The following is a 26,013-nucleotide window of genomic DNA, read 5'->3' on the forward strand; positions in this document are numbered from 1 at the left end:
ACCCGACGCCCGCGCGCGGCTGCGACGATCGGCTCATGACCGATGCCGCCACCGTCACCAGCTCGCTGTTCGAACACGTCGCCTCGGCCAACGAGGCCGTTCGCCACTTCCGCGGGCGACTCGGCTTCGAGACGGATGTCTCGGATGTCTGGGCCGAGCTGCAGCGCGTCGAGTCGGGCGAGGCGGATCGCGACGATCTCGGCTTCGTGCTCATCGACACGCGCAACGACGCCTCCTGGGCGCAGGGCCGCGTGCCCGGTGCGACGCACCTGCCGACCCGGCGCATCCGCGACGAGGCGGCCGCGACGGTCGCGCCCGGCACGCCGGTCGTCGTCTACTGCTGGGGTCCCGGATGCAACGGGGCGACGCGTGCGGCGCTCGAATTCGCGTCGCTCGGGCACCCGGTCAAGGAGATGATCGGCGGCTTCGAGTACTGGGTGCGCGAGGGCTTCCCCGTCGAGTCGGCATCGGGCCGCACCCAGGCGGTGGCGGACCCGCTGACCAATGTGTCGACGGCGGCGCTGCCCGACGGCGGCGCGCCGAACGGCCCGATCAGCTGCGCCTGCTGAGGTCACCGGCTCGACCTTCGGCGACGGAGACCGTCAGCACTCGATGACGTTGACCGCGAGCCCGCCCTCGCTGGTCTCCTTGTACTTCGTCATCATGTCGAGGCCGGTCTGGCGCATCGTCTCGATGACCGTGTCGAGCGAGACGAGATGCGTGCCGTCGCCGTGCAGCGCCAGCCGCGCGGCCGACACGGCCGTCGACGAGGCGATGGCGTTTCGTTCGATGCAGGGCACCTGCACGAGGCCGCCGACCGGGTCGCAGGTGAGGCCGAGGTGGTGCTCCATCGCGATCTCCGCGGCGTTCTCGACCTGCCGGGGGGTGCCGCCGAGCACCGCGCACAGCGCGCCGGCGGCCATCGCGCACGCCGAGCCGACCTCGGCCTGGCATCCGCCCTCGGCCCCCGAGATCGACGCGTTGCGCTTCACGAGGCTCGCGATCGCCGACGCGGTGAGCAGGAACCGGCGGATGCCGGCGCGGTCGGCGCCCGGCACGAACCGCAGGTAGTAGTGGCCGACCGCCGGGATGATGCCGGCGGCGCCGTTGGTCGGCGCGGTCACGACACGGCCGCCCGACGCGTTCTCTTCGTTCACGGCGAGGGCGAAGGCGTGCAGCCACTCGGTCGACGTGTCGCGGTGGCCGGGGCTCTCGAGCTCATCGTGGTCGTACGCCTCGAGGCGGCGGCGCACGTCGGGAGCGCGGCGCTTGACCTTGAGGCCCCCGGGCAGCGTGCCCTCGGTCTCGAGTCCGTGGGCGACGCACTCGGCCATCGCGTCCCAGATCGCGTCGAGCCCGGCGTCGATGCCGGCCTCGCCGTGCACGGCGACCTCGTTGTACCTCGCGATGTCGCAGAACGAGACGCCGTGCGCGTCGCAGAGGTCGAGCAGTTCGGCGGCGGTCGAGTAGGGCAGCGGGTGTCGCAGGGCCTCGGATGCCTCGGGCGCGTCGCCGTCGCGACGGATGAAGCCGCCGCCCACGGAGTAGTAGGTCTCCTCGAGGATGGGAAGCGCCTCGCCGTCGGCCCAGGCCTGGAGCGTCAACGCGTTCGGGTGCCCCGGCAGCCGGGTGCGCGGCTCGAGCGAGACATCCGCCCGGCGCATGCGGATCTCGTGCGTGCCGGCGAGCCGGACCGGCGCGCCGTCGTCGCCCAGCCGGTCCCAGGCGCCCCGCACGAGGTCGGGGTCGCAGTCGTGCGGGGCCAGCCCCGCGAGACCCGCGATCACCGCGTCGGGCGTGCCGTGGCCGAGGCCGGTCGCGCCGAGGGATCCGTAGAGCGAGCAGGTCACGCGTGCGACGCGGTCGAGCACGCCCTCGGCCGCGAGGCGGTCGGCGAAGGCCCGGGCGGCTCGCATGGGGCCGACGGTGTGCGAACTCGACGGGCCGATCCCGATCGAGAACAGGTCGAGGGCCGAGACGAACGCTGTCACCATTCAAGGGTACGTGTCGGCTCGTGCACGATTACCCCGTTCGGCCGCAGGTTCCTTGCGTCTCGTGCGCCGACGGCGCACGATCGGTGGAGTCGGCCCGGATGGCCCGCTGAGCGGGCCCCCAGCGCGGCCGACGTAGGCTTGACGGATGCCCGGAACCGATCGCGCACCCGTCCGCGTCCGTCTCATGCACGACGACGAGACCGAAGTCGTCGTCGACCTCGTGCTCGCGGCGTACGCCGGCGACTTCGAACTCGCCGACGGGTACCGCGCCGACATCACGGCCGTCGCCGAGCGGGCCGCGCGGCACGAGGTGTGGGTCGCGGTCGACGCGGTCGATGGAACGCTGCTCGGCACGGTCTCGACGCCGAGGGCCGGCGGCACGATGTCACCTGTCGCGCGCGGGGGCGAACTCGACTTCCGCTTCCTGGGCGTCGCGCACGCCGCCCGGCGGCGCGGCATCGGCGAGATCCTCGTCGAGCACGTGGTCGCGCTCGCGCGGCAGCGCGGCCTCGGCCGCGTCGTGCTCAACACCGGGCCCGACATGGTCGCGGCGCACCGGCTCTACGAGCGGCTCGGATTCGTGCGGCTGCACGAGCGCGAGTACCGGTTCGAACGCGCCGACGGGTCGGGGTTCCTCATGATGGGGTACGGGCGCGACGTCACCGACGAAGACCGTGGCGACGGGGCATCCGAACCGACCGCACCCGGAGCAGCGCTCAGCGCAGCGTCTTGCGCGCGCTGATCTGGCCGGTGTCGAATCCGAGCAGGTGCAGTCCGCCGTGGAAGCGGGCGTGCTCGACCTTGATGCAGCGGTCCATGACGACGGTGAGGCCCTTCTCCTCGCCGGCGTAGGCGGCCTCCTCGTTCCAGATGCCCAGCTGCACCCAGATCGTCTTGGCACCGGCGGCCACGACCTCGTCGATGACCTGCGGGATGTCGGAGCCGCGGCGGAACACCACGACGATGTCGGGCACCTCGGGCAGGTCGGTGAGGCTCGCATAGGCCGGCTCGCCGAGGATCTCGGTCGCGTTGGGGTTCACGAAGTAGAGGCGGTAGTCGCTCGACTGCTGCAGGTAGGTGGCCACGAAGTAGCTCGAGCGCGCCGGGTTGGGCGACGCGCCGACGATCGCGACCGACTTCGCGGCACGCAGGATGCCGAGGCGCTGGCGGGCATCGGGCCCGGTCCAGGTGCGCTGCGAGTGCAGCAGCTTCGCGAGGGGCGAGCTCGCGGGCAGCGAGCACGACAGGCCGTTCGCGAAGCGGACCGTCTCGAGGTCGTCGGCGGCGGGAGCGCCGGCGGCATCCGCCGTCAGGGTGTCGGTCATGCTGCGCCTCCTGTCGCGGCCGCGAGGGCCTGGTCGAGATCGTAGACGATGTCGTCGACGTCCTCGATGCCGACCGAGAGCCGCACGACGCCCGGCAGCACGCCCGCGTCGACGAGCTGCTGCTCGGTGAGCTGCGCATGGGTCGTCGAGGCCGGGTGGATGATCAGCGTCTTCGCGTCGCCGATGTTCGCGAGGTGGCTGGCGAGGTTCACCGACTCGATCAGCTGCTGCCCGACCGCGCGGCCGCCCTTGACCTCGAAGCTGAAGACCGAGCCCGGGCCCTTGGGCAGGTACTTCTGCGCGCGGTCGTAGTGCGGGTGGTTCTCGAGCCCCGCCCACCACACGCGCTCGATGCGCGGGTCGGCCTCGAGCCACTCGGCGACCTTGCGCGCGTTGTCGACGTGCGCCTGGATGCGGTAGGGCAGCGTCTCGACGCCCTGTGCGAGCAGGAACGCCGAGTGCGGCGCCAGCGACGGGCCGATGTCGCGGAGCTGCTCGGCGCGCAGGCGCGTGAGGAACGCGTACTCGCCGAAGTTGCCCGACCACTGCAGGCCGCCGTAGCTGGGCACCGGCTCGCCGAACAGCGGGAACTTGTCGGAGTGCCAGTGGAACCGGCCCGACTCGACGACGACGCCGCCGAGCGTGGTGCCGTGGCCGCCCAGGAACTTCGTGGCCGAGTGCGTGACGATGTCGGCGCCCCACTCGATCGGGCGGTTGAGGTAGGGCGTCGCGATCGTCGAGTCGACGATGAACGGGATGCCGTGGGCTCGCGCGACGTCGGCGAGCGCCTCGAGGTCGGCGATCTCGCCCGACGGGTTCGCGATCGTCTCGACGAAGAGCGCCTTCGTCCGGTCGGTGATGGCGGCCGCGTAGTCTTCGGCGTTCGCCGAGCGCACGAACGTGGTCTCGACGCCGAAGCGGCGCAGGGTCACGTCGAGCTGCGTGATCGAGCCGCCGTAGAGGTTCGCCGAGGCGACGAGGTGGTCGCCCGCGCCGGCGAGCGACGCGAAGGTGATGTACTGCGCCGACAGTCCGCTCGCGGTGGCCACCGCGCCGAGGCCGCCCTCGAGGCTCGCGACGCGCTCCTCGAAGCTCGCGACCGTCGGGTTCGCGAGGCGCGAGTAGATGTTGCCGTACTTCTGCAGGGCGAACCGGGCCGCCGCGTCGGCCGTGTCGTCGAAGACGAACGCGCTCGTCTGGTAGATCGGCAGGGCGCGGGCGCCCGTCACCTGGTCGGGGATGTTCCCCGCGTGGATCGCACGCGTCTTGAAGCCGTATTCGCGGTCTGCCATGGCTCAACGCTAGTCAGGCCCGGTGCCCGGGGGGCGCGCATCCGTCACACGAGGCAATCCGCGCCACGCGCTGGGAGTCAGCCCGCCGCACGCCAGGCGGTGACCTCGAGCTCGCCGCCCGTGATGTCGGTGTCGACCTGCACGAACTGGCGGACGGCGCCCGGGTACGCCGCCACGTGCACGAAGCCGGCCGGGTCGCGGTCGCTGCGGGCCGGCGCGCGCCACGACAGGTCGGCCACGACCGAGGCACCGGGCGCGACATCGAGGCGCACGGGACCGGCGTCGGGCTCGGCCAGCATGCCGCCGCCGTGCAGCACGCGGGTCTCGAAGCCGTTCGTGACCGGATCGCTGAAGGCGAGATCGGGGTATCCCTCGATGACGCAGGGGGCGGTGCTCGTGTTCGTCGCGGTGATCCGCATGCCGCGGTGCCCGGCAGCGGCATCCGGTCGCGACGCCGAGAAATCGAGCTGGTTCTCGGTGCACCACGAGGGATCGACCTGCCAGTCGCCGGGCGCGATCTCGGGGATCGGCACGCCGATTGGCTCGGGCGGTGCCGGCTCGGACTGCGCGATCACCGCCTGGTCGACGGCCCGCTGCGCCTCGAGGGCGAGCGGCGTCGCGATCGCGAGTGCGCCGAGGCCCAGCACGGCGATGGTGGCGGACGACGCGATGAGGATGCCCCGGCCCCGGCCTGGCGCTCGCGTCGCGGGGGTTGCCCTGGCTCTGGCGAGCAGCGCACCCGCGAGCGCTGGCATCCATCCCCACACGACGCCCCAGTACGCCGCCGCCCCCACGACCTCGACGCTCGGGAAGGCCTGGAGCTGCCGGTCGAGCACCGCGCCCGCCACCTGCACGCCGGTCGGGATGCCGACCGCGACGACGCCTGCCAGCACGGCGGCGAGCCATCCGGCCGCGAATCCGGCGGCGCCCCGCCCGGTGCGGAACACCGCCGCGAAGCACGCGTACCCGCCGGCCACCGCCAGCACGCTCGCCGCGGCGACCCATGCGCCCCACGGCTCGGGGGCGTCGAGCGGCGCCTGGATCGTGGCCGGGGCGGCCAGGCGCAGCGCCTTCGAGATGGTCGGTGACGGCGTCGACAGCGGGAGCTGCGACAGCGCGTCCGACGCGAACCACGCCGCGACGGCGACGAGAGCGGGCACGGCGACGGCGAGGACGCGGGAGGGGCGCATCCGGGCAGCCTATGGCGCCGAAGGCGCCGGGCGTCAGCCGGCCAGCACCGTGTCGGTCGTCACGACCTCGGCGAAGCCGCCGCCGGCGAGGTTGACCGCCGTCGCCCGGGCGAGTTCGCCGGCGGCCAGGCGCAGGCCGCCCGGCCCCTCGAGGTCGAAGGTGTGCGTCGCGTCGAGCGGCACGATCACGCGGTAGCCGAGGTTGCCGCCCATGCGCGCGGTCGTCTCGACGCACATGTTGGTCTGGATGCCGCACACCACGAGCTCACGGATGCCCCGCGCACGGAGCCATCCGTCGAGGTCGGGGTCGCCGTAGAAGGCGGAGTTCACGTGCTTGGCGACGAGCAGCTCGTGTGCGGCGCCGGCGACGACGGGCTTGAAGGCGTTGCCCGGTGCGCCGGGCGCGAGCGTCGAACCGGGCTCGCGCGAGTCGTGGCGCACGAGCACGACGGGGCGCGAGGCATCCGCCCACGCCTCGATCAGCCGGCCGATGTTCGACTCGGCATCGGGGTTGTCGCGGGGACCCCACGCGGGGTCGTCGAAGCCCTGCTGCACGTCGATGACGATGAGGGCGGCGTCGGGGGAGAGGTCCATGGCACCATCCTGCTCCTGCGCGGCGCGGGCGGCACCGGTGTCGTCGGTCGGCGTGCGACGAGTTCCTGCCGATAGGCTCGCCCGATGACCACCCGGTACCCGATCCTGGAGCACGCGATCCTGCCCGTCGTCCCCGGCCGCGAGGCGGCGTTCGAGGCGGCGTTCGCCGACGCGAAGACGATCATCTCGTCGATGCCCGGCTTCATCGACCTCCGGTTGTCGCGATCGCTCGAGACGCCGAACGAGTACCTGCTGCTCGTGCACTGGGAGTCGGTCGAGGCGCACGAGGTCGGATTCCGCGGTTCGCCGCAGTACGCGCAGTGGCGGGCGCTGCTGCACGAGTTCTACGAGCCGTTCCCGGTCGTCGAGCACTTCGCCGAGGTGCACAGGGCCTGATCGTGCACAGGGCCTGATCAGGCAGGCTCGGTATCCTTGACGCAAGGTCGTCGAAGGGCGGCCTCCGGACGAGGGAACCCAGTACCCGGAACGCGACAAGACTGGCACTCAGGGAGTGAACAGTCATGGCGTGGGTCATCCTCATCGTCTCCGGAATCCTCGAGGCCGTCTGGGCCACCGCGCTCGGCAAGTCCGAGGGCTTCACGAAGCTCTGGCCGTCGGTCGTCTTCTTCGGCGCGCTCGCGCTGTCGATGGGCGGGCTCGCATGGGCGATGCGCGACATTTCCACGGGCACCGCGTACGCGGTGTGGGTCGGCATCGGCGCGGCCCTCACCGTAGTCTGGGCGATGATAACGGGCGAAACGGATGTCTCGTGGGTCAAGCTCGCCCTCATCGTCGGCCTCGTGGGCTGCGTGGTGGGCCTGAAGTTCGTCGACGGCGGCGCCGGCCACTAGGGGGCGCGCCGTACCTCGGCTGTTGCGTGCGGCGCCGGCCGGGGCATCCGTTGGATCATCGACGTTGATGTAAATAATTCTTGACGCGATGTCGAGAATCGCTTACCTTGTGCATGTCAAGAATTCTTGACCTGACGGGAAGGGCGGCGATGTCGTACGAAGAGAAGGGCGTCTGGTCGTTCCTGGCGATCGCGGTCGTCGGGTACGGCGTCTACCTGGCGCTCGTGATCCCGCGCCTGATGGGCGCACCGATCGACGAGGTCGACTACGTCTGGCCGATGGTGTGGACGATCGGCGGCGCGATCGTCGCGGGCATCGTCGGACGCATCGTCATCGAGATCGTCTCACCCAGCGAGACGCGCGAACGAGACGTGCGCGACACCGAGATCGACCGCATGGGCGAACGCATCGGCGGCTCGTTCATCACGATCGGCGCGCTCGGCGCGCTCGTGCTCACGTGGTTCGGCCTCGACGGCTTCTGGGTCGCGAACACGCTGTACCTCGGCTTCGTCGTCGCCGCCGTGCTCTCGTCGTTCGCGAAGCTCGCGGCCTACCGGCAGGGCGGGTTCCAGTCGTGGTGAAGCCGACGCGCGTCACGAACGCGATCCGGTCCCTGCGGTTCGCCGCGGGCGAGATGACCCAGGCCGACCTGGCGGCGCGCATCGGGGTGACCCGCCAGACCGTGATCGCGATCGAGCAGGGCCGGTATTCGCCGTCGCTCGAGCTCGCGTTCCAGATCGCGCGCGTGTTCGGCGTGCCGCTCGACGACGTGTTCCAGTACCCCGACGAGTGAGAGGAGCGGGCCCATGCTCGCAGCAGTGGTCGAACGATACGGCCCTCCGGAGGTCGTGCACGTCGCCGAACGGCCCGACCCCGTGCCCGGCCCCGGCGAGATGCGGGTGCGCGTGCGCACGACGAGCGTCGGGGCATCGGACGTCGCGTTCCGGGCGGGTTCGCCCTGGTTCGCCCGGCTCTTCACCGGGCTGCGGCGGCCGAGGCGGCCGGTGCTCGGCACCGACTTCGCCGGCGTCGTCGACGCGGTGTGCCCCGGTGGTGCCGGCGCGCCGGGCTTCGCGGTCGGCGACCGGGTGCACGGCGTCACGGGCGTCGCCTCGGGGACGCATGCCGAGCTCGTGGTCGTCGCCGGCGACGGTGCCGTGCAACACGTGCCCGACGGCGTCGACGACGTCGAGGCGGTCGCGATGCTCGACGGATTGCTGACGGCACTCCCGTTCCTCCGCGACGTCGGCGGCGTCCGGCCCGGCTCCCGGGTGCTCGTGAACGGCGCCTCGGGCGCGGTGGGCTCCGCCGCCGTGCAGCTCGCGCGCTGGATGGGTGCCGAGGTCACCGCGGTGACCAGCACGCCGAACGTCGCGCTCGTGCGCGCGCTCGGCGCGGCACACGTGATCGACTACACGGCCGAGCGATTCACCGACCTGCCGGGCCCCTTCGACCTCGTGTTCGACGCGGTGGGCCGTTCGTCGTTCCGCAGGTGCCGACGCCTGCTCGCCGCGCGCGGCGTGTACGCGACGACGGTGCCGAGCGCCTCGGTGCTGCTGCTCATGCCGATCACGCGCGTGCTCGGGCGGCGGCGTGCGGCGATCGCGTTCACGGGCCTCCGGTCGGATGCCGCGAAGCGGGCCGACCTGGCGCTGCTGCCGCAGTTGCACGCCGAAGGCGCGTTCGCACCCGTCATCGACCGGGTCGACGGGCTCGCCGACATCGTCGAAGCGCACCGGCGCGCCGGCACCGGGCGCAAAGTGGGCACGGTCGTGGTCGCCGTGGATCCCCGTCTCGCGGTGGATCCCCGTCTCGCGGCGGGCGACCTCGGGCTGCGGCGGGCCGGGAGCGCCGACGCATGAGGGCCGTCGTGCTGCCGCGCTACGGCGGACCCGAACGGCTCGCGCTCGCCGAGGTCGAGACGCCGCGGCCGGCGCCGGGCGAGGTGCTGATCCGGGTCGAGGCCGTCGGGGTGAGCGCGGGCGACGTGCTCGTGATGCGCGGCGAACCGCACCTCGTGCGACTCGCGTTCGGCCTGCGCCGGCCGCGGCAGCCGGTGATCGGCCGGGATGTAGCGGGCGAGGTCGCCGCGGTCGGCGAGGGCGTGACCGGGTTCGCCGTCGGAGATGCCGTCTTCGCCGAGTCGGAGCAGGGCGGCTGGGCCGAGTACGCCGTGGTGCCCGAGCAGTACGTCGCGGCCCGTCCGCGGTCGATCGACGCCGTGCACGCGGCCACGGTCCCGGTCTCGGCCGTCACCGCGCTGCAGGGCCTGCGACTGGCCGGGCTCGACGCCGGGCAGCACGTGCTCGTGAACGGCGCCTCGGGCGGGGTCGGCGGTTTCGTCGTGCAACTCGCGAAGGCCATGGGCGCCGAGGTCACGGGCGTGTGCCGCGGCTGGAAGGCCGACCACGTCCGGGCACTCGGCGCCGACCACGTGATCGATCACACGCGTGACGACTTCACCGCGCACGAGGGTCGGTACGACGTCGTGTTCGACCTGGTCGCCGACCACCCGCTCGGCCGGACCCGCCGAGCCCTGAAACGGGGCGGCACGCTCGTGCTGTCGTCGGGTCGCGGCGGCCGCAACCTGGGCCCGATGGGGCGCATCGCCGCGGCATCCGTCGTCTCGCCGTTCGTGCCGCAGCGGCTGCGCCCGCTCGCGGCCAAGCGCGACGGCGACGACCTCGCCGAGCTCGCGCGGCGCATCGACGCGGGCGAGGTGCGCCCGGTGGTCGACGAGGTGTTCCCGCTCGAGCGCGCCGCCGACGCCGCCCGCCGGTTCGAGGCCGGCGACGTGCGCGGCAAGCTCGTGCTCGCCGTGCGCTGAGGGCGCTGGGCGGCCTACCCCCAGCTCGGCAGCCAGAAGTGCAGCCGGCGGAACACGGGGTCGATCGGCATGCCGGTCCAGATGGGGTAGAACCACGCCGACACGGCGATCACCCCGACGAGGAACACCGCGACCGTCGCGATGCCGCGTTCGCGCCGCCAGGTCGCGTCGTCGCGGCGGCCCAGCACGATCCCGATCGCGATGGCGAGGGCCAGCACGAGGTAGGGCTGGAAGACGATCGAGTAGAACTGGAACACCGTACGGTCGAGGTAGCCGAGCCACGGCAGGTACCCGGCCGCGAGGCCGAGCAGCACGACGCCGACCTGCCACTCGCGGAAGCGCACCAGGCGGATGACGAGGTAGATCACCGCGACCGCGGCCGCCCACCAGATCAGCGGGTTGCCGAGGCCGATGATCGACTCGGCGCACGTGTCGCCGCAGCCCTCGACGTCGCGGTAGTACATGTTCGTCGGGCGGATCATGAACAACCACGTGAGCGGGTTCGACTGCCACGGATGGTCGCCGTGCACGCCGATATGGAACGAGTACGCCGACTGGTGGTAGTGCCACAGGCTCTGGGCCCACAGGGGCACCCATTCGAAGAATCCGGATGCCCGGTTCGCCGGGTCGTCGGCCCAGTCCCTGGCGTACCCGCCGTCGGTGAGGATCCACCCGGCCCACGAGGCGAGGTAGACGGCGCCGGCGACCGGCACGAGCAGGAGGAACGAGATCGGCGCCTGCTTGAGCAGCGCGCCCGTGATCCAGAACGGCACGCCGGCACGCCGACGCGCGAGCGCGTCGGCGACCACGAGGTACAGGCCGAACGCCGCGAGGAACCAGAGCCCCGACCACTTCACGGCCGTGGCCGCGCCGAAGGCCGCGCCGGCGGCGAACACCCACAGCCGTGCCCAGAGCGCCGGGCCGTAACCCGGCTCGCGGCCCTCAGCCGCCGCCGAGGCGAGCCGGTGCTCGAGCAGCCGCCACGACCGGTCGCGGTCGAGCACGACGAACCACACGCCGAGCAGGCACCAGAGCATGAGCCAGTTGTCGAGCAGGGCGACGCGCGACATCACGATCGCGTTGCCGTCGACCGCGAAGAGGAGCCCCGCGATCACGGCGACGACCGTGGTGCCGGTGAACCGGCGCGCGAGCATGGTGACGACGAAGACGGCGATGGTGCCCGCGAGCGCCGTCGAAGCGCGCCACCAGAACGCGTCGCCGGTGCCGAACGCGGCCATGCCGAGGCCGATCAGCCACTTGCCGAGCGGCGGATGCACGACGTAGCTCGGGTCGTCGCTGAAGCCCGACGAGTCGCCGTCGGCGAAGGCCTCGTCGCTGCCCTCGGGCCAGGTCGACTCGTAGCCGTTCTGCCAGAGCGTCCACGCGTCCTTCACGTAGTAGGTCTCGTCGAAGACGACCTGCTGCGGATGCCCCAGACCCCAGAAGCGCAGCGCCGCTGCGAGCAGCGTGACGAGGATCGGCCCGCCCCAGTACCAGAGCGCGCGGCGGCGCGGGTCGGCGAGGACGCCCGCCCACCAGGCGTCGAGACGCGTGCCGCGCGGTTCGGATGCCTCGGGCGGCGCCTCGGGCGCGGGTTCGGCGTCGGCGTCGGCGTCGGACCCAGCCTGGGGCTCGCGCGCCTCGGTGGCCGGATCCGCAGTCATGCGCCCCACACTAAGCCAGACTGGAGCGCATGATCATCCTCGCCGCCACACCGATCGGCAACCTCGGCGACGCGTCGGCGAGGTTGCGCGAGACGCTCGAGAACGCGCGGCTCGTGGCATCCGAGGACACGCGCGTGACGCAGCGCCTGCTCGCCGGACTCGGCATCGCGAACCGGCCGCGACTGATCGCCCTGCACGAGCACAACGAGCGGCAGAGGGCCGCCGAACTCGTCGCGCTCGCACGCGACGAGGACCTCGTGCTGCTCACCGACGCGGGCATGCCGACGGTGTCCGACCCGGGGTTTCCGCTCGTGCAGGCGGCGGTCGCGGCCGGCGTCGACGTGACGGTCGTGCCCGGTCCCTCGGCGGTGGTCACCGCGCTCGCCGTCTCGGGACTGCCCACCGACCGGTTCGCCTTCGAGGGGTTCCTGCCGCGCAAGGCGGGGGAGCGCGATCGGCGGCTGGTCGAACTCGCGGGCGACCGGCGCACGCTCGTCTTCTTCGAGGCGCCCACGCGGCTCGCGGCGAGCCTCGCCGCGCTCGCCGAGGCCTTCGGCGCCGATCGTCCCGCCGCGGTGTGCCGCGAGCTCACGAAGCTGCACGAGGAGGTGCGCCGCGGCCCCCTCGCTGAACTCGCCCGCTGGGCGGAAGACGGGGTGCGCGGTGAGATCTGCATCGTCGTCGGGGGAGCGTCGGCCGAGGCATCCGACCCGGCGACCGCGCTCGAGCGCGTGCAGGAACTCGCCGCGTCGGGAACCCGGTTGAAGGACGCCGCGGCGCTCGTCGCCGCCGAGACGGGACTCTCGCGCCGGGACCTCTACGAGGCGGCGCTCGCGGCGCGCAAGGGCTGAGGAATCGACTCGGACCGGGGCGTCCGCTCCGTCGACCCGTCAAGGGGTTCCCGGCATCCCCCCGTTCGCGGGACAATGGGCGCACACGCGCGTCAGCGGTGGAGGTGCGACATGTCACGAGCAGTCAGGTTCTCCCGCCACGGCGGCCCCGAGGTCCTCGAGGTCGTCGAGATCCCCGATCCCGAGCCCGGCCAGGGCGAGGTGCTGGTCGAGGTCTTCGCCGCCGGGCTCAGCCCGGTCGACTCGGTCCTGCGACGCGGCTCGCATCCCGACCGCTGGCCGGTCGACCTGCCGGCGGGCGTCGGCCGCGAACTCGCCGGCGTCGTCGCCGGGGTCGGACCCGGCGTCGACGCGTTCTCGCGCGGCGACGAGGTGATGGGCTTCGTCGACGGCGGCGCACAGGCCACGCACGCGGTGGCGCGCGCGGCGGATCTCGTGCCGCGTCCGGCGGGTGTCGGCTGGGAGGTCGCCGGCTCGCTGCACATCGCCGGCACGACCGCGTGGTCGGCCGTCGAGGGGCTCAGGCTCACGCCCGACGACACGGTCGTGATCACCGCGGCGGCAGGCGGGGTCGGATGCCTCGCCGCCCAGTTCGCCCGGCTGCGCGGCGCCACCGTGATCGGCACGAGCGCCGACGCCCGCTTCGACTTCCTGCGCCAGTTCGGCGTGATCCCGCTCGCCTACGGGCCCGGTCTCGCCGAGCGGGTGCGGCTCGCGGCCGGCGGCAGGCCGGTCACCGCCTTCCTCGACTTCCTCGGCGGCGAGGCATCCGTCGCGATCGAACTGGGCGTGCCCGGGCCGCGCATCCTGACGACGCTCGATTGGGACGCCGTGGCCGAGCACGGGGCGATCCTCGTCGAGCCGGGCGACCCGGTCCTGCTCGCGCGGGTGGCGCAGCAGGTCGCGGCGCGGCGCGTGCGGCTGCCGATCGCCGACGTCTTCTCGCTCGACGACGTCGTGGACGCGTACCGCGCACTCGACCGGCGCGATGCGCCGGGCAAGATCGTGCTCGGGGTGCGAACGGTCGAGTACGCAGGGCAGCGCGTGCGCGAGCCCGCGATCAAGGAGCAGGACGTCACGCTCGGGGTGCCCACCCCGCACGAGCATGTCGGCGTCGAGGAGGCCGTTCCGTCGGCGATCGGCGACGGCAGCGTGCGCCGGCGCCACCGCGAGGAGCGGGACGCCCGCGAGCACGGGTGACATACGGCGGCTCGCCCATTCGCGCGCCCGTAGGATTGTCGGCATGGCCGACGGCTCCTCGTTCTACATCACCACGCCCATCTTCTACGTCAACGACGTGCCCCACATCGGTCACGCCTACACGGAGGTGGCGGCCGACGTCATCGCCCGGTGGCACCGCCAGGCCGGCGAGGACACGTGGTCGCTCACGGGCACCGACGAGCACGGCCAGAAGATCCTGCGCACCGCGACGGCCAACGGCGTGACCCCGCAGGAGTGGGCCGACAAGCTCGTCGCCGACGCGTGGGTCCCGCTCCTCGAAACGGTGGATGTCGCCAACGACGACTTCATCCGCACGACCGAGCCGCGGCACGAGCAGAACGTGCAGAAGTTCCTGCAGAAGCTCTACGACGACGGCCACATCTACACCGGCGAGTACGAGGGCTACTACTGCGTCGGCTGCGAGGAGTACAAGCAGGAGTCAGAGCTGGTCGCCGGCACCGGCGAGTACGAGGGCCAGCTCGTCTGCGCCATCCACTCGAAGCCGGTCGAACTGCTGCACGAGAAGAACTACTTCTTCCGCACGTCGGCGTTCGCCGAGCGCCTGCTCGCGCTCTACGAGGAGCGGCCCGACTTCGTGCAGCCCGAGTCGGCGCGCAACGAGGTGCTCGGCTGGGTGCGCTCGGGCCTGGCCGACCTGTCGATCTCGCGGTCGACCTTCGACTGGGGCGTGAAGGTGCCGTGGGACGAGACCCACGTCGTCTACGTCTGGTTCGACGCGCTGCTGAACTACATCACCGCGGTCGGCTACGGACAGGACGACGAGGAGTTCGCCCGCCGCTGGCCCGCGCAGCACATCGTCGGCAAGGACATCCTCCGCTTCCACGCCGTGATCTGGCCGGCCATGCTCATGGCCGCCGGGCTCGAGGTGCCGCGCGGCGTCTTCGGGCACGGCTGGCTGCTCGTGGGCGGCGAGAAGATGTCGAAGTCCAAGCTCACGGGCATCGCGCCCGAGCAGATCACCGACGTCTTCGGCTCCGACGCGTTCCGGTACTACTTCCTCTCGGCGATCTCGTTCGGCCAGGACGGCTCCTTCTCATGGGAGGACCTCGCCGCGCGCTACCAGGCCGAGCTCGCGAACGGCTTCGGCAACCTCGCGTCGCGCGTGATCGCGATGGTCACGCGCTACTGCGAGGGCGTCGTGCCGTCCGCCGGCGCGCTCACGGAGGCCGACCTCGAGATCTCCGCCATCGAGCGCCGCGCGACCGAGGACTCGTGGGCCGCGATCGAGCGGCTCGCGGTGCACGAGGCGATCGCTGCGGCGTGGGAGCTCGTCGACGCGCTGAACGGCTACCTCACGGCCGAGGAGCCGTGGTCGTTGGCGAAGGATCCCGCGAAGCGCGAACGTCTCGAGACCGTGCTCGCCGTGGCGTACCACGGCCTCGGCACGCTCGCCGTGCTGCTCTCGCCGGTGCTGCCCAAGGCGACGGCGAAGCTGTGGACCGCGCTCGGCGCGCCCGGCACCGTGCAGGGCCAGCGTATCGACCGTGCGCACGAGGCGACGCTCGGCGAACGGGTGTCGGCGCTCGAGGCGCTGTTCCCGCGCGTCGAGGTCGCCGAGTGACGGCGGCCCCCTCCGAGCACCTGCGCACCCGGAGCGACGGGCGCGACGGCGGCGCCGCCGACTACCCGCCGGCCCCCGAGGCGCTACCGGTCGCGGTGTACGACAACCACACCCACCTGGAGATCGCCGACGGCGCGCTGCCGCTCTCGGTCGACGAGCACCTCGACCGCGCGGCCGCCGTCGGCATCGCGGGCGCCGTGCAGGTCGGCACCGATCTCGCGACCAGCCGGTGGTCGGCCGAGGTCGCCGAGCGGCACCCGCGCCTGCTCGCGGCGGTCGCGCTGCACCCAAATGAGGCACCGGGGCTCGAGGCATCCGGAGCCCTCGACGACGCGCTCGCCGTCATCGACGAGCTCGCGGCGCGACCCCGCGTGCGCGCGATCGGCGAGACCGGGCTCGACTGGTACCGCACGGGCGAGGAGGGGCGGCCCGCGCAGTTCCGCTCGTTCGAGGCCCACATCGACATCGCGAAGCGCCACGGGCTGGCGCTGCAGATCCACGACCGCGACGCGCACGACGACGTCGTGGCGACCCTGAGGAGGGTCGGCGCGCCCGAACGCACCGTGTTCCACTGCTTCTCGGGCGGTGCGGAGCTCGCCCGGCTCGCGGCATCCGAGGGGTGGTACTGCTCGTTCGCCGGCAACGTGACGTTCAAGAACGCCGAGAACCTGCGCGAGGCGCTGCGCGTGCTGCCGCGCGACCGGATCCTGGTCGAGACGGATGCCCCGTACCTGACGCCCGCGCCGCTGCGCGGTCGCCCGAACGCGCCCTATCTCGTGCCCGTCACGGTGCGGTTCATGGCCGAGGTGCTGGACGCCCCGCTCGACGAACTCTGCGCCGACCTCGCGTCGAACACCGTTCGCGTGTACGGCTCGTGGCAGGATGACCCCGTGATCAGCGATGCGCCAGCCACCGCCACCGGCAGCGGCGTCGAAGCGAGTGGGCCCGACGGTGCATCGCCACGAGGCTGAGCCCGCGCCCTCGCAGCCGAGGCTGCTCGGCCCTGCCGAGATCCGAGACCTCGCCGAGCTGCTCGGCGTCACGCCGACCAAGAAGCTCGGCCAGAACTTCGTGCACGACGCGAACACGGTCCGTCGCATCGTGCAGACCGCCGGCGTCGAGGCCGGCGAGACGGTGCTCGAGATCGGACCGGGGCTCGGCTCGCTGACCCTCGGACTGCTCGAGGCCGGGGCCTCCGTCGTCGCCGTCGAGATCGACGGCCGGCTCGCCGCGCAGCTGCCGCACACGGCGACGCTCATGCAGCCCGGAACCGAGCTCACCGTGCTCCACGAGGACGCGATGCAGGTCGTCGACCTGCCGAGCGAGCCCGTGCGGCTGGTCGCGAACCTGCCGTACAACATCTCGGTTCCGGTGCTGCTGCACCTGCTCGAGCACGTGCCGTCGCTGCGGTCGGGCATCGTGATGGTGCAGGCCGAGGTCGGGTACCGGCTCGCGGCCGGCCCCGGTTCGAAGGTCTACGGCGGCCCGAGCGTCAAGGCCGCCTGGTACGGCGACTGGCGCATCGCGGGCCAGGTGTCGCGGATGGTGTTCTGGCCCGTGCCGAACGTCGACTCCGTGCTCGTCGGCTTCGAGCGGCACGAGCAGCCCGGCGACGAGGCCGAGCGCCGGGCGACGTTCGAGATCGTCGACGCGGCATTCGGCCAGCGGCGCAAGATGCTGCGGCAGGCGCTCTCGGGCGTGCTCGGCGGCTCGGCAGCGGCCACCGAGGTGCTCGAACGAGCGGGCGTCGACCCGCAGGCGCGCGGCGAGCAGCTGTCGATCGACGACTTCATCCGGATCTCCCGGGCGGTCGTGCGCGCCTGACCCGCACCGCGCTACGGTTGCCGGATGGGGGATGACGGGCAGCGATCGCAGGTTTCGGGGTCGACCGAGCAGGCGGGCGACGATGCCGTGCGCGAGGCGACGGGTCGCGAACGCGACGAATGGTTCGCGGCGCTCGACGAGCAGGAGGCCACCGAATGGCCGCACCGCGAGATCGCGGCATGGCTCGTCGGCGAGGGCGTCGATCCGTGGTGGGCGCAGTCGGTCACGGTGTCGTACGAGCAGGCCCGGGGCATCCGGGCCCCCGGCCAGCGGCAGGACGGCACGTTCGAGACGAGCGTCTCCCGGACCGTCGGCCTGCGCGCCGTGCGGGCGCTCGAACTGCTCGCCGCGGTCGTCGAGGGCGAGCTCGGCTCGCCGCCGCTCGCGCTGAACACCACGGCGAAGCATCCGACCGCGCGCTTCCCGCTCGACGACGGCGAGTTCGTGCTCGCCGCCGCGAGCCCGCGCGCCGACGGCCGCGCGACGATCTCGCTCACCCGCGGGCGGATGCCCGACGGGTCGCAACTGGCCGAGTCGAAGGCGCAGCTTCGCGAGTGGCTCGAGCGTGTCGGGTAGCCGCGACCGTGTCGGATAGCGTGGAAGCATGACCATCGCCGCGGCCGACGAGTCGGTGCACGTTCGGGCGCCCGGCAAGATCAACCTCTTCATGCGCGTCGGCGACGCCGGCGCCGACGGCTACCACGACGTCGCGACCGCGTACCAGGCGGTCTCGCTGTACGAGGACGTGCGGGTCTGGCCCGACGACCGCATCACCGTCTCGTTCACGGGCACCGTCGATACGAGCGGCCTGCCCACCGATTCCTCGAACCTCGCGATCAAGGCCGCGAAGCTGCTCGCCCGCACCGCGGGAGTGCCCGGCGGCGCGCGACTCGAGATCACCAAGCACGTCCCGATCGCGGGCGGCATGGGCGGGGGCTCGGCGGATGCCGCGGCCACGCTCGTCGCGTGCGACGCGCTCTGGGGGACCGCGCTGTCGCGCGACGACCTGCACGGGCTCGCCGCGAAGCTCGGGGCCGACGTGCCCTTCGCGCTCACCGGCGGCACGGCGATCGGCACCGGGCGCGGCGACCGGCTGAGCCCCGCGCTCGCGACCGGTTCGTTCCACTGGGTGCTCGCGATCGCCGAGCACGGGCTCTCGACGCCCGCCGTCTACCGCGAGCTCGACGCGCTGCGCCTCGAGCACGTCGGCGAGCCCGGCCCCTGGACGGCGCCCGGCGGCCCGCCCGCCGTCGACCACTCGGTGCTGCAGGCGCTGCGCGCGGGCGACGCCGCGCAACTTGCCGGCGCACTGCACAACGATTTGCAGGTCGCCGCCGTGCGGCTCGCCCCCGAGCTCGCGGAGCTCATCGACCTGGGGGAGCAGGCGGGCGCACTCGCCGGCATCGTGTCGGGCTCGGGGCCGACGGTCGCGTTCCTCGCGGCGACGAGCGAGGAGGCGATCGCGCTGCAGGTCGCCCTGTCGGCCGCACGCATCAAGGCCGTGCACGCGCACGGGCCCGTGCACGGCGCACGCATCATGTCGGTGTAGCAGCCGGGCCCGGGTGCGCCCAGCCGGAACGGCTAGGCTCGTCCGGTCATGGCACACCTCCTCGGCGCCGAGCGCCTGCACCTCGAGTTCCCGACCCGCACCGTCTTCGACGAGGTGACCCTCGGGCTCGACGAGGGCGACCGGGTCGGCATCGTCGGCCGCAACGGCGACGGCAAGTCGACCCTGCTGAAGTTGCTCGCCGGCCGGCTCGAACCCGATGCCGGGCGGGTCACCGTGCGGCGCGGCATCCGCATCGGCATGCTCGACCAGGCCGACACCGTCGAACCGTCGACCCTCGTCGCCGACGCGGTCGTCGGCGGCATCGAGGAGCACGTCTGGGCCGGCGACCCGAAGGTGCGCGACATCCTCGGCGGGCTCCTCGCCGACGTGCCGTGGCAGGGCCGCGTGGGCGATCTCTCGGGCGGGCAGCGCCGGCGCGTCGGGCTCGCGGCCCTGCTCGTCGGCGACTGGGACGTGCTGTTCCTCGACGAGCCGACCAACCACCTCGACGTCGAGGGCATCGCCTGGCTCGCGCAGCACCTGAAGCGGCGCTGGGCGCAGGGCCAGGGCGCCCTCGCGGTGGTGACGCACGACCGGTGGTTCCTCGACGAGGTGTGCACCGACACGTGGGAGGTGCACGACGGCATCGTCGAGCCCTTCGAGGGCGGCTACGCGGCGTACGTGCTGCAGCGCGTCGAGCGCGACCGCATGGCCGCAGCGAGCGAGGCGAAGCGCCAGAACCTCATGCGCAAGGAGCTGGCGTGGCTGCGCCGCGGCGCGCCGGCACGCACGTCGAAGCCCAAGTTCCGCATCGACGCGGCGACGCAGCTCATCGAGAACGAGCCGCCCGTGCGCGACCCCGTGGAGCTCAACCGGCTCGCGGTGAGCCGGCTCGGCAAGGACGTCGTCGACCTCCTCGGCACCGGCGTCGAGTACCCGCACCCCGAGGGCGGCACGCGGACCGTCCTGCGGGACGTCGAATGGCGCATCGCCCCGGGAGAGCGCACGGGCATCCTGGGCGTCAACGGCGCGGGCAAGTCGACCCTGCTCGGCCTCGTCACCGGAGCGGTGAAGCTGACGAGCGGTCGGGTCAAGCGCGGTTCGACAGTGCGCATCGCCACGCTCAGCCAGGAGCTCGCCGAGCTCGCCGAGTGGGCCGACGAGCGCGTCAGCGCGGTCGTCGCCGCCCAGCAGCGCAGCTACACGATCGGGTCGGGCTCGAAGGCCGTGGAACTCACGCCCGGGCAGCTGCTCGAGCGCCTCGGCTTCTCGAGCCAGCAGCTCGCGACGCCCGTCAAGCAGCTCTCGGGTGGGCAGAAGCGGCGGCTCCAGCTGCTGCTCATCCTGCTGCAGGAGCCGAACGTGCTGATCCTCGACGAGCCGACGAACGACCTCGACACCGACATGCTGGCCGCGATCGAGGACCTGCTCGACTCCTGGCCGGGCACCCTCCTCGTCGTCAGCCACGACCGGTACCTGCTCGAGCGCGTCACCGACCAGCAGTACGCGATCCTCGACGGGCACCTGCGCCACCTGCCCGGCGGCGTCGACCAGTACCTCGAGTTGCGCAGGGCGGGGGAGGGGTCTCGAACCGGCGCCGCAGCGACCCGGCGGTCGAGTGGTGACGAAAGAGCGTATCGAGACCCCGGCACCGCAGGCCCCGCGGCCGCGCCCGCCCTCGCGGGTGCCGACCGCCGCGCCGCCGAGAAGGAGCTCGCCGCGATCGACCGCAAGCTGGAGAAGCTCCAGGCCGACATCCGCGCGCAGCACGAGAAGCTCGCGCGCCACGACCAGTCCGACTACGTGGGCCTCGGGGTCCTCGGTGACGAGCTCGCGGGGCTCGAGGCATCCGTGGCCGACCTCGAAACGCGCTGGCTCGAAGTTTCCGAGCTCCTGGAGGGCTGACCTCGAAGGATCTGTGACGGAACGTAACCCCGGCGTGCCGAGGGGCGCAGATTCTTCACGTATGGTGAGTGAGCACCCGCGTTCGCGGCATCGACGCCCCACCCGACATCATCGAGTGGCGCAGCCATGCCCTCATACGCCGACCAGCGGCCCGAACGGGGTGCCACCGAGAGAGGAATCACCCATGTCACGCCGCCGTTCCACGTCACTCATCGCCACGCTCGCCGTGGTGCCGCTCGTCGCCGCGCTCGCCGCGTGCGCGTCGCCCGCCGCCGGAGGGTCGGATGCCTCGGGCTCCGACGACGTCGTGCGCATCGGTGTCGTCGGCAAGGGCGACCCCCAGTGGGCGGCGTTCGAGGAGGCGGCGGCCGACGAGGGCATCACCATCGAGATCGTCGACTTCGGCGACTACGCGCAGCCGAACCCGGCGACGACCGAGGGCGAGCTCGACCTCAACCAGTTCCAGCACATCGTCTACCTCGCCGACTACAACGTGTCAGCGGGCGAAGACCTCACCCCGATCGGCTCGACCGCGATCTACCCGCTCGGGCTCTACTCGACGAAGTACGACTCGGTGAAGGACATCCCCGAGGGCGAGACCGTCGCCGTGCCCAACGACGCCTCGAACCAGGCCCGCGGCCTGCTCGTGCTCCAGTCGGCCGGCCTCATCGAGCTGAAGAGCGGCGGCACGATCTTCTCCGACCTCGCCGACGTCGACGAGGCGAAGTCGAAGGTCAAGGTCACCGCGCTCGAGGCATCCCTCACGCCGACCTCGCTGCCCGACCTCGCCGCCGCGATCATCAACAACGACTTCGTCGCCGACGCGGGCCTCTCGTTCGAGGACGCCATCGCGCAGGACGACCCCGAGGACCCGAACGCGCTGCCCTACGTCAACATCTTCGCGACGCGCGCCGAAGACCAGGACAACGAGACCTACGCGAAGCTCGTCGAGATCTTCCAGACCGACCCCGAAGTGCAGGCCGGCCTCCTCGAGGCATCCGGCGGCACGGCCGTGCCGGTCGCGACGCCCGTCGCCGACCTGCGCGACTCGCTCGCCAAGGTCCAGTCCGACACCGAGGACGCGAAGCGCTGACCCGACGATCGCTCGACGAGCGATCGTCGCACGCGGGCGGTGGGCGCCGGATTCCGGTCCCACCGCCCGTCGGTGCGTGAGCGGAGCCCGCATGCGCCGGGTCCGCGTGAACGAAGGAGCATCCGAATGGCGCTCGTCGCCCTGAAGAACGTCACCAAGACCTACCCGCCCCAGGCCAAGGGCGGGCGGGCGGTCGTCGCCGTCGACGACGTCACGCTCGAGGTCGAACCCGGCGACGTGTACGGCATCATCGGCTACTCCGGCGCCGGCAAGTCGACGCTGGTACGCCTGGTCAACGCGCTCGAGCCGGCGAGCTCGGGCAGCATCACGATCGACGGGCGCGAACTCGTCGGCCTGCCCGAGCGGGAGTTGCGCGGCATCAGGCTCGGCATCGGCATGATCTTCCAGCAGTTCAACCTGTTCGACTCGAAGACCGTGCACGCGAACGTCGCATACCCGCTCCAGGTGGCCGGCTGGTCGAAGGCCGAGATCACGGCGCGCGTGGCCGAACTGCTCGAGTTCGTCGGGCTCGCCGACAAGGCCAGGAACTACCCCGACCAGCTCTCGGGCGGCCAGAAGCAGCGCGTCGGCATCGCGCGCGCGCTCGCGACCTCGCCGCGGCTGCTGCTGGCCGACGAGGCGACGAGCGCCCTCGATCCCGAGACGACGCACGAGGTGCTCGAGCTCCTCAAGCGCGTCAACCGCGAGTTCGGCGTGACGATCATCGTGATCACGCACGAGATGGACGTGATCCAGTCGATCGCGACGAAGGTCGCCGTCATGGACTCCGGCCGGGTCATCGAGAACGGCGACGTGTTCGACGTGTTCTCCGACCCGCAGAACCCGTCGTCGCAGCGGTTCGTGTCGACGGTCGTCAAGGGCGTGCCGTCGCCGGCCGAACTCGCCGTGCTGCGTGAACGTCACGCCGGCCGCATCGTGACGATCTCGTTCCGCGACGGTGACGCGTCGCAGGCGCAGGTCTTCCTCGAGCTCGCGAACGCCGGGCTCGACTTCGAGCTCGTGTACGGCGGCATCAACGACATCCAGGGGCGCGCGTTCGGTCACCTGACGCTCGCGATCCGGGGGGCGGATGCCTCGATCGATGCGGCGCTCGCGACGATCGGGTCGCGCGTGGAAGTGACGGAGGCCCGCTGATGGATCGCCTGCTCGAACTGGGCCCCGAGTTCTGGGTCGCCGCAGCGGAGACGCTGTACATGGTGGCGCTCACGCTGCTGATCGGCGGGTTCTTCGGACTCCTGCTCGGCATCGTGCTCTACGCGACCCGGCCCGGCAGCCTGCTGTCGAACCGCGCCGTGTTCACGGTCGTCAACGTCGTGATCAACTTCTTCCGGCCGATCCCGTTCATCATCTTCCTCGCCGCGGTGCAGCCGCTCGCGCGGTACGTGATCGGCATCGGCATCGGCAACAACGCGCTCATCTTCTCGCTGTCGATCGCGTCGTCGTTCGCGATCGCCCGGATCGTCGAGCAGAACCTCATCACGGTGCCGCCCGGCGTCGTCGAGGCCGCTCGGGCGATGGGCGCCGGGCCGTTCCGGATCCTGCGGACCGTCGTCATCCCCGAGGCGCTCGGGCCCCTCATCCTCGGCTATACGTTCGTGCTCGTCGCGATCGTCGACATGACCGCGATGGCCGGATTCATCGGCGGCGGCGGGCTCGGAAACTTCGCGCTCGTCTACGGGTACCGGCAGTTCGAGCCCGCGATCACCTGGGCCGCGCTGCTGCTCATCGTGATCTTCGTGCAGGGCCTGCAGTTCCTCGGCAACTGGCTCGCGCGGCGGGTGCTGCGGCGCTAGCGCGTCGGACTGCGTGGCTGGCGGCTCGGGGCTCGGGCAGCAGACCACACGCCGCGGGCTTCCGTCGCAGGTGCGGGTCCGCAATTCAGGCGCGCAGCCGTCTCACGACCGGTGCCTGCGCGTGGCCGTGTGCGACACGCCGCTGTGGACCCGAGTCGCGAGGGTTGATGCGGGTCAGTGGCCGGGCGTGATCCCGTCGATCAGAACGGCGGCGGGTCGGGGTACGGGGTCAGGCGTCTGCCGGCGGGCACCTGCTGCGCCGGATGGGTCACGTGCTCCCGGCCGGCGGGGGAGCGCCATCGGAGCACGCCCGCGCCCGATTGCCGAACCGACCAGGCGGTCTCGTGCTTGAGGTGGTGATGTGCCGGGCAACAGTGCGCCAGGTTGTCGTGCGACGTGCGGTTGCCGTCCGCCCAATCCTCGGTGTGGTCGAGGTCGCTGCGGGCCGCAGGACGCGCGCAGGTCGGGAACCGGCAGGTGCCGTCGCGCACCTGGAGCCAGCGCTTGAGGTCGGCCGGTGGCCGATATCTCGTGCGATCGACGTCGAGCACGGTTCCCGTCACCGGATGGGTGAGCAGGCGCACGAACGAGGGCGCGTCGGCGGCCAACCGGCGGGCGGTGTCGGCGTCGATCGGGCCGTAGCCGTCGAGATCTCCGGGCGCCGGGTCGCCGAGGAGCGTGAGCACCGGCACAGTCACGTGCACCGACGCCCGAGCGGCCGCGAGCGCCTCGGCGAGATCTGCACCTTCGGGCAACCGGCCGTAGAGCAGCAGGTCGCGCGCGAGGTCGGCGCGGGTCTGGTCGGCGCCGCGTCGCGGTGCGTCGCCGTGCTGATCGGCGGCCGACGCGTGCGCGGCGGCGTCGAGGCGTGCGGTGATGCGCAGCGCGTCGGCCGCGGGAAGCAGACAATGCAGCCAGGCCATGCCATCGGCGGCGGGCTCGAGCTCGACTCGGCGGCCGTCACGTGCGGCACTGTGACGCTCGGCGATCGATTCGCTCGTCAGTTGTTCGCGCAACCGTCTGGCCTTGACCCGCAATCGCGCCGGCGTCGTCGTCTCGGCGAACGACGCCAGCCGCTCGTCGAGTTCGGCACGGAGCCTCGGATCGTCGTGCAGGTCGAGCGTGTGGTCGATCACGACGCGCGCATGCTGGAGCGTGAGATGGCCCGCTCGCAGCGCAGCCAACGTCGCCGGCAGTTCCGTCGTGAGCGACCAAGCGTCGTCGATGCGCCGCTGCATCGTTCGCTCGGCCACGCGCAGCGCCGCCGACAGCTCGGCCACGACGCTTCTCCGGATCAGCTCGTGCCGGCGACCGGGCGACGCGGAAGCAGCGACGAAAGCATCGGCGCAGCGGACGGCGTGACTCACCGTCAGGTAGATGAGATCGACCTGCATCGCCGCGTGCATGGACTCGAGACGCTGAGCCTCGATGGAGGCGTCGACCAGGGCTGACAGCCCCTCGCGTGCCTGGGCCAACGGGCCGAGCGAAGACCGCTCGGCCCGTCGTGGCATCGATGGCGCAACCTCGCGCGCGGCCTCGGGCGACGGCGTCATGCCGGCCGGCGGCGGTGCGAGGGCGAGGCTCGAAGGCATAGCCCATCCTACCAAGATTCGAAGGTATGTTCGAGTCCGGGAAGGCGATTCGCCGCGATCTCGTCACCCTTCTCAGTCGCGGCCGGCATGCCATGGCTGCCGCTCAGTGGCTGCCCGCCTCGCCGACGCCGGTCAGCTCGTTCGGGATCTCGGGTAGTTCCGATTCAGGCGCGCGCCGCTGTTCGACCGAAGTCAGTCGAAGCCGAGGCTGAGCTTGCGCAGCAGCGCCGACAGCCGCCGCTGCTCCGCCGGAGGCAGACTCTGCAGGAGCTCGGACTCCGCGTCGACGAGCCGCGTGATCGCGGCATCCACGCGCGTGAGGCCGGCGGCGCTCATCTCGACGAGGATGCCCCGGCCGTCCTTCGGATCCGTCTGCCGGGTCACGAGCCCTCGCTCGACGAGCCGGTCGATGCGGTTCGTCATCGTGCCGCTCGAGACGAGGGTCTGCTGCAGCAGCGCCTTCGGCGAGAGCCGGTACGGGGCGCCGGCGCGACGCAGCGCCGAGAGCACGTCGAACTCCCAGGAGTCGAGCTCCGACCGCTCGAACGCCTGCTTCCGCGCGCGGTCGAGGTGCTTCGCGAGCCGGGCCACGCGCGAGAGCACCTGCAGCGGCGCGAAGTCGAGGTCGGGACGCTCGCGCTCCCAGTCCTCGACGATCCGGTCCACCTCGTCTGCTTCGGCCACCTGATCATTATGGGCGCCCGGCCGTCCTGAACGACGTGACGCGTCGTGGCAGACTTGATGCCGCGCGCGGCGAGTCATCCGTGCGCGGTCCGCCATGGTGTAACGGCAGCACGACAGCCTTTGGAGCTGTGAGGACCAGGTTCGAATCCTGGTGGCGGAGC

27 protein-coding genes, 1 tRNA gene and 1 riboswitch are annotated in these 26,013 nt (G+C 72.2%); of the genes, 20 read left to right on the forward strand and 8 right to left on the reverse strand.

The genetic code is table 11. The annotated features are described in order from the left end of the window. The first annotated feature begins 35 nt into the window (after positions 1–35). Complete coding sequence (locus tag GE115_RS13400) at positions 36–569, forward strand: rhodanese-like domain-containing protein (protein WP_153685290.1); 534 nt, start codon at positions 36–38, stop codon at positions 567–569. Positions 570–602: 33 nt separating this feature from the next. On the opposite strand, the gene GE115_RS13405 is transcribed toward GE115_RS13400, so the two are convergent. Continuing rightward, complete coding sequence (locus GE115_RS13405) at positions 603–1,991, reverse strand: L-serine ammonia-lyase (protein WP_312855166.1); 1,389 nt, start codon at positions 1,989–1,991, stop codon at positions 603–605. A gap of 148 nt (positions 1,992–2,139) precedes the next feature. Here GE115_RS13405 and GE115_RS13410 point away from each other — a divergent pair, with 148 nt between their 5' ends. Beyond that, entirely contained in the window at positions 2,140–2,736 is a 597-nt protein-coding gene (locus tag GE115_RS13410) for a GNAT family N-acetyltransferase (RefSeq protein ID WP_153685292.1), read from the forward strand. On the opposite strand, the gene GE115_RS13415 is transcribed toward GE115_RS13410, so the two are convergent. The 4 genes from GE115_RS13415 to GE115_RS13430 all read right to left on the reverse strand — a co-directional run bounded on the left by GE115_RS13415 (position 2,711) and on the right by GE115_RS13430 (position 6,395). Continuing rightward, positions 2,711–3,319, reverse strand: coding sequence for a CoA-binding protein (locus GE115_RS13415; RefSeq protein ID WP_153685293.1), 609 nt, complete (start codon positions 3,317–3,319; stop codon positions 2,711–2,713). The genes GE115_RS13410 and GE115_RS13415 overlap by 26 nt on opposite strands. Beyond that, the gene (locus GE115_RS13420) at positions 3,316–4,611 is read right to left on the reverse strand and encodes an O-acetylhomoserine aminocarboxypropyltransferase/cysteine synthase family protein (protein WP_153685294.1); all 1,296 of its coding nucleotides are present in this window, start codon (positions 4,609–4,611) and stop codon (positions 3,316–3,318) included. The genes GE115_RS13415 and GE115_RS13420 overlap by 4 nt, the downstream gene beginning before the upstream one ends. 77 nt (positions 4,612–4,688) lie before the next feature. After that, positions 4,689–5,801: a DUF4232 domain-containing protein gene (locus GE115_RS13425; RefSeq protein WP_153685295.1), complete on the reverse strand. Its 1,113-nt coding sequence runs from the start codon at positions 5,799–5,801 to the stop codon at positions 4,689–4,691. Between the two features lie 33 nt (positions 5,802–5,834). Then, positions 5,835–6,395: a cysteine hydrolase family protein gene (locus GE115_RS13430; RefSeq protein WP_153685296.1), complete on the reverse strand. Its 561-nt coding sequence runs from the start codon at positions 6,393–6,395 to the stop codon at positions 5,835–5,837. 84 nt (positions 6,396–6,479) lie between these two features. On the opposite strand from GE115_RS13430, the gene GE115_RS13435 reads away from it, so the two are divergent. The 6 genes from GE115_RS13435 (at position 6,480) to GE115_RS13460 (ending at position 10,073) form a co-directional block, all read left to right on the forward strand. Further along, positions 6,480–6,791, forward strand: a complete 312-nt coding sequence (locus tag GE115_RS13435; RefSeq protein WP_153685297.1) for an antibiotic biosynthesis monooxygenase family protein — start codon at positions 6,480–6,482, stop codon at positions 6,789–6,791. A gap of 41 nt (positions 6,792–6,832) precedes the next feature. Continuing rightward, positions 6,833–6,900, forward strand: a riboswitch (guanidine-III (ykkC-III) riboswitch). Positions 6,901–6,916: 16 nt separating this feature from the next. Continuing rightward, on the forward strand, positions 6,917–7,246 hold the full coding sequence (locus GE115_RS13440; RefSeq protein ID WP_153685298.1) for a DMT family transporter: 330 nt from the start codon (positions 6,917–6,919) through the stop codon (positions 7,244–7,246). 113 nt (positions 7,247–7,359) lie between these two features. Then, the gene (locus GE115_RS13445) at positions 7,360–7,827 is read left to right on the forward strand and encodes a hypothetical protein (protein ID WP_216648841.1); all 468 of its coding nucleotides are present in this window, start codon (positions 7,360–7,362) and stop codon (positions 7,825–7,827) included. After that, positions 7,821–8,039 carry a helix-turn-helix transcriptional regulator gene (locus GE115_RS13450; RefSeq protein WP_312855167.1) on the forward strand — a complete coding sequence of 73 codons (219 nt, stop codon included), beginning with the start codon at positions 7,821–7,823 and terminating at the stop codon, positions 8,037–8,039. The genes GE115_RS13445 and GE115_RS13450 overlap by 7 nt, the downstream gene beginning before the upstream one ends. Before the next feature lie 13 nt (positions 8,040–8,052). Continuing rightward, a complete protein-coding gene (locus GE115_RS13455) occupies positions 8,053–9,108 on the forward strand; it encodes an NAD(P)-dependent alcohol dehydrogenase (protein WP_153685299.1) in 1,056 nt (351 codons plus the stop codon). After that, positions 9,105–10,073, forward strand: a complete 969-nt coding sequence (locus GE115_RS13460) for an NAD(P)-dependent alcohol dehydrogenase (RefSeq protein WP_153685300.1) — start codon at positions 9,105–9,107, stop codon at positions 10,071–10,073. Before GE115_RS13455 ends, GE115_RS13460 begins: the two co-directional genes overlap by 4 nt. 14 nt (positions 10,074–10,087) lie before the next feature. Here GE115_RS13460 and GE115_RS13465 read toward each other — a convergent pair whose 3' ends face one another. Next, positions 10,088–11,737 (reverse strand): dolichyl-phosphate-mannose--protein mannosyltransferase, encoded by a 1,650-nt coding sequence (locus GE115_RS13465; protein ID WP_153685301.1) that lies wholly within the window; start codon positions 11,735–11,737, stop codon positions 10,088–10,090. Between the two features lie 29 nt (positions 11,738–11,766). Between GE115_RS13465 and rsmI the strand changes: the two genes are divergently transcribed. The 11 genes from rsmI to GE115_RS13520 all read left to right on the forward strand — a co-directional run bounded on the left by rsmI (position 11,767) and on the right by GE115_RS13520 (position 23,576). Then, complete coding sequence (gene rsmI, locus GE115_RS13470; protein WP_153685302.1) at positions 11,767–12,588, forward strand: 16S rRNA (cytidine(1402)-2'-O)-methyltransferase; 822 nt, start codon at positions 11,767–11,769, stop codon at positions 12,586–12,588. A 111-nt stretch (positions 12,589–12,699) separates the two neighbouring features. After that, positions 12,700–13,788, forward strand: a complete 1,089-nt coding sequence (locus GE115_RS13475; protein ID WP_153685303.1) for an NADP-dependent oxidoreductase — start codon at positions 12,700–12,702, stop codon at positions 13,786–13,788. 43 nt (positions 13,789–13,831) lie between these two features. After that, positions 13,832–15,391: a methionine--tRNA ligase gene (metG, locus tag GE115_RS13480; protein WP_153685304.1), complete on the forward strand. Its 1,560-nt coding sequence runs from the start codon at positions 13,832–13,834 to the stop codon at positions 15,389–15,391. Continuing rightward, entirely contained in the window at positions 15,388–16,362 is a 975-nt protein-coding gene (locus GE115_RS13485) for a TatD family hydrolase (protein WP_376765719.1), read from the forward strand. The genes metG and GE115_RS13485 overlap by 4 nt, the downstream gene beginning before the upstream one ends. Continuing rightward, positions 16,343–17,215 carry a 16S rRNA (adenine(1518)-N(6)/adenine(1519)-N(6))-dimethyltransferase RsmA gene (gene rsmA, locus GE115_RS13490; protein WP_312855168.1) on the forward strand — a complete coding sequence of 291 codons (873 nt, stop codon included), beginning with the start codon at positions 16,343–16,345 and terminating at the stop codon, positions 17,213–17,215. The genes GE115_RS13485 and rsmA overlap by 20 nt, the downstream gene beginning before the upstream one ends. Positions 17,216–17,239: 24 nt before the next feature. After that, positions 17,240–17,791 carry a hypothetical protein gene (locus tag GE115_RS13495; protein ID WP_153685306.1) on the forward strand — a complete coding sequence of 184 codons (552 nt, stop codon included), beginning with the start codon at positions 17,240–17,242 and terminating at the stop codon, positions 17,789–17,791. Positions 17,792–17,819: 28 nt separating this feature from the next. Continuing rightward, on the forward strand, positions 17,820–18,764 hold the full coding sequence (locus GE115_RS13500) for a 4-(cytidine 5'-diphospho)-2-C-methyl-D-erythritol kinase (RefSeq protein ID WP_153685307.1): 945 nt from the start codon (positions 17,820–17,822) through the stop codon (positions 18,762–18,764). Positions 18,765–18,812: 48 nt separating this feature from the next. Beyond that, positions 18,813–20,669, forward strand: a complete 1,857-nt coding sequence (locus GE115_RS13505) for an ABC-F family ATP-binding cassette domain-containing protein (RefSeq protein WP_153685308.1) — start codon at positions 18,813–18,815, stop codon at positions 20,667–20,669. A gap of 184 nt (positions 20,670–20,853) precedes the next feature. Further along, positions 20,854–21,762: a MetQ/NlpA family ABC transporter substrate-binding protein gene (locus GE115_RS13510; RefSeq protein WP_153685309.1), complete on the forward strand. Its 909-nt coding sequence runs from the start codon at positions 20,854–20,856 to the stop codon at positions 21,760–21,762. A 126-nt stretch (positions 21,763–21,888) separates the two neighbouring features. Next, positions 21,889–22,917: a methionine ABC transporter ATP-binding protein gene (locus tag GE115_RS13515; protein ID WP_153685310.1), complete on the forward strand. Its 1,029-nt coding sequence runs from the start codon at positions 21,889–21,891 to the stop codon at positions 22,915–22,917. Further along, positions 22,917–23,576 (forward strand): methionine ABC transporter permease, encoded by a 660-nt coding sequence (locus GE115_RS13520; RefSeq protein ID WP_153685311.1) that lies wholly within the window; start codon positions 22,917–22,919, stop codon positions 23,574–23,576. The genes GE115_RS13515 and GE115_RS13520 overlap by 1 nt, the downstream gene beginning before the upstream one ends. A 200-nt stretch (positions 23,577–23,776) precedes the next feature. Here GE115_RS13520 and GE115_RS13525 read toward each other — a convergent pair whose 3' ends face one another. Then, positions 23,777–25,168, reverse strand: coding sequence for an HNH endonuclease (locus GE115_RS13525; RefSeq protein ID WP_153685312.1), 1,392 nt, complete (start codon positions 25,166–25,168; stop codon positions 23,777–23,779). Between the two features lie 192 nt (positions 25,169–25,360). Next, a complete protein-coding gene (locus tag GE115_RS13530) occupies positions 25,361–25,852 on the reverse strand; it encodes a MarR family winged helix-turn-helix transcriptional regulator (protein ID WP_312855169.1) in 492 nt (163 codons plus the stop codon). 88 nt (positions 25,853–25,940) lie between these two features. Here GE115_RS13530 and GE115_RS13535 point away from each other — a divergent pair. After that, positions 25,941–26,012: transfer RNA gene (locus GE115_RS13535), tRNA-Gln, on the forward strand. Position 26,013: the final 1 nt, after the last annotated feature.

The organism is Agromyces agglutinans, from assembly GCF_009647605.1.
Classification (GTDB): domain Bacteria; phylum Actinomycetota; class Actinomycetes; order Actinomycetales; family Microbacteriaceae; genus Agromyces; species Agromyces agglutinans.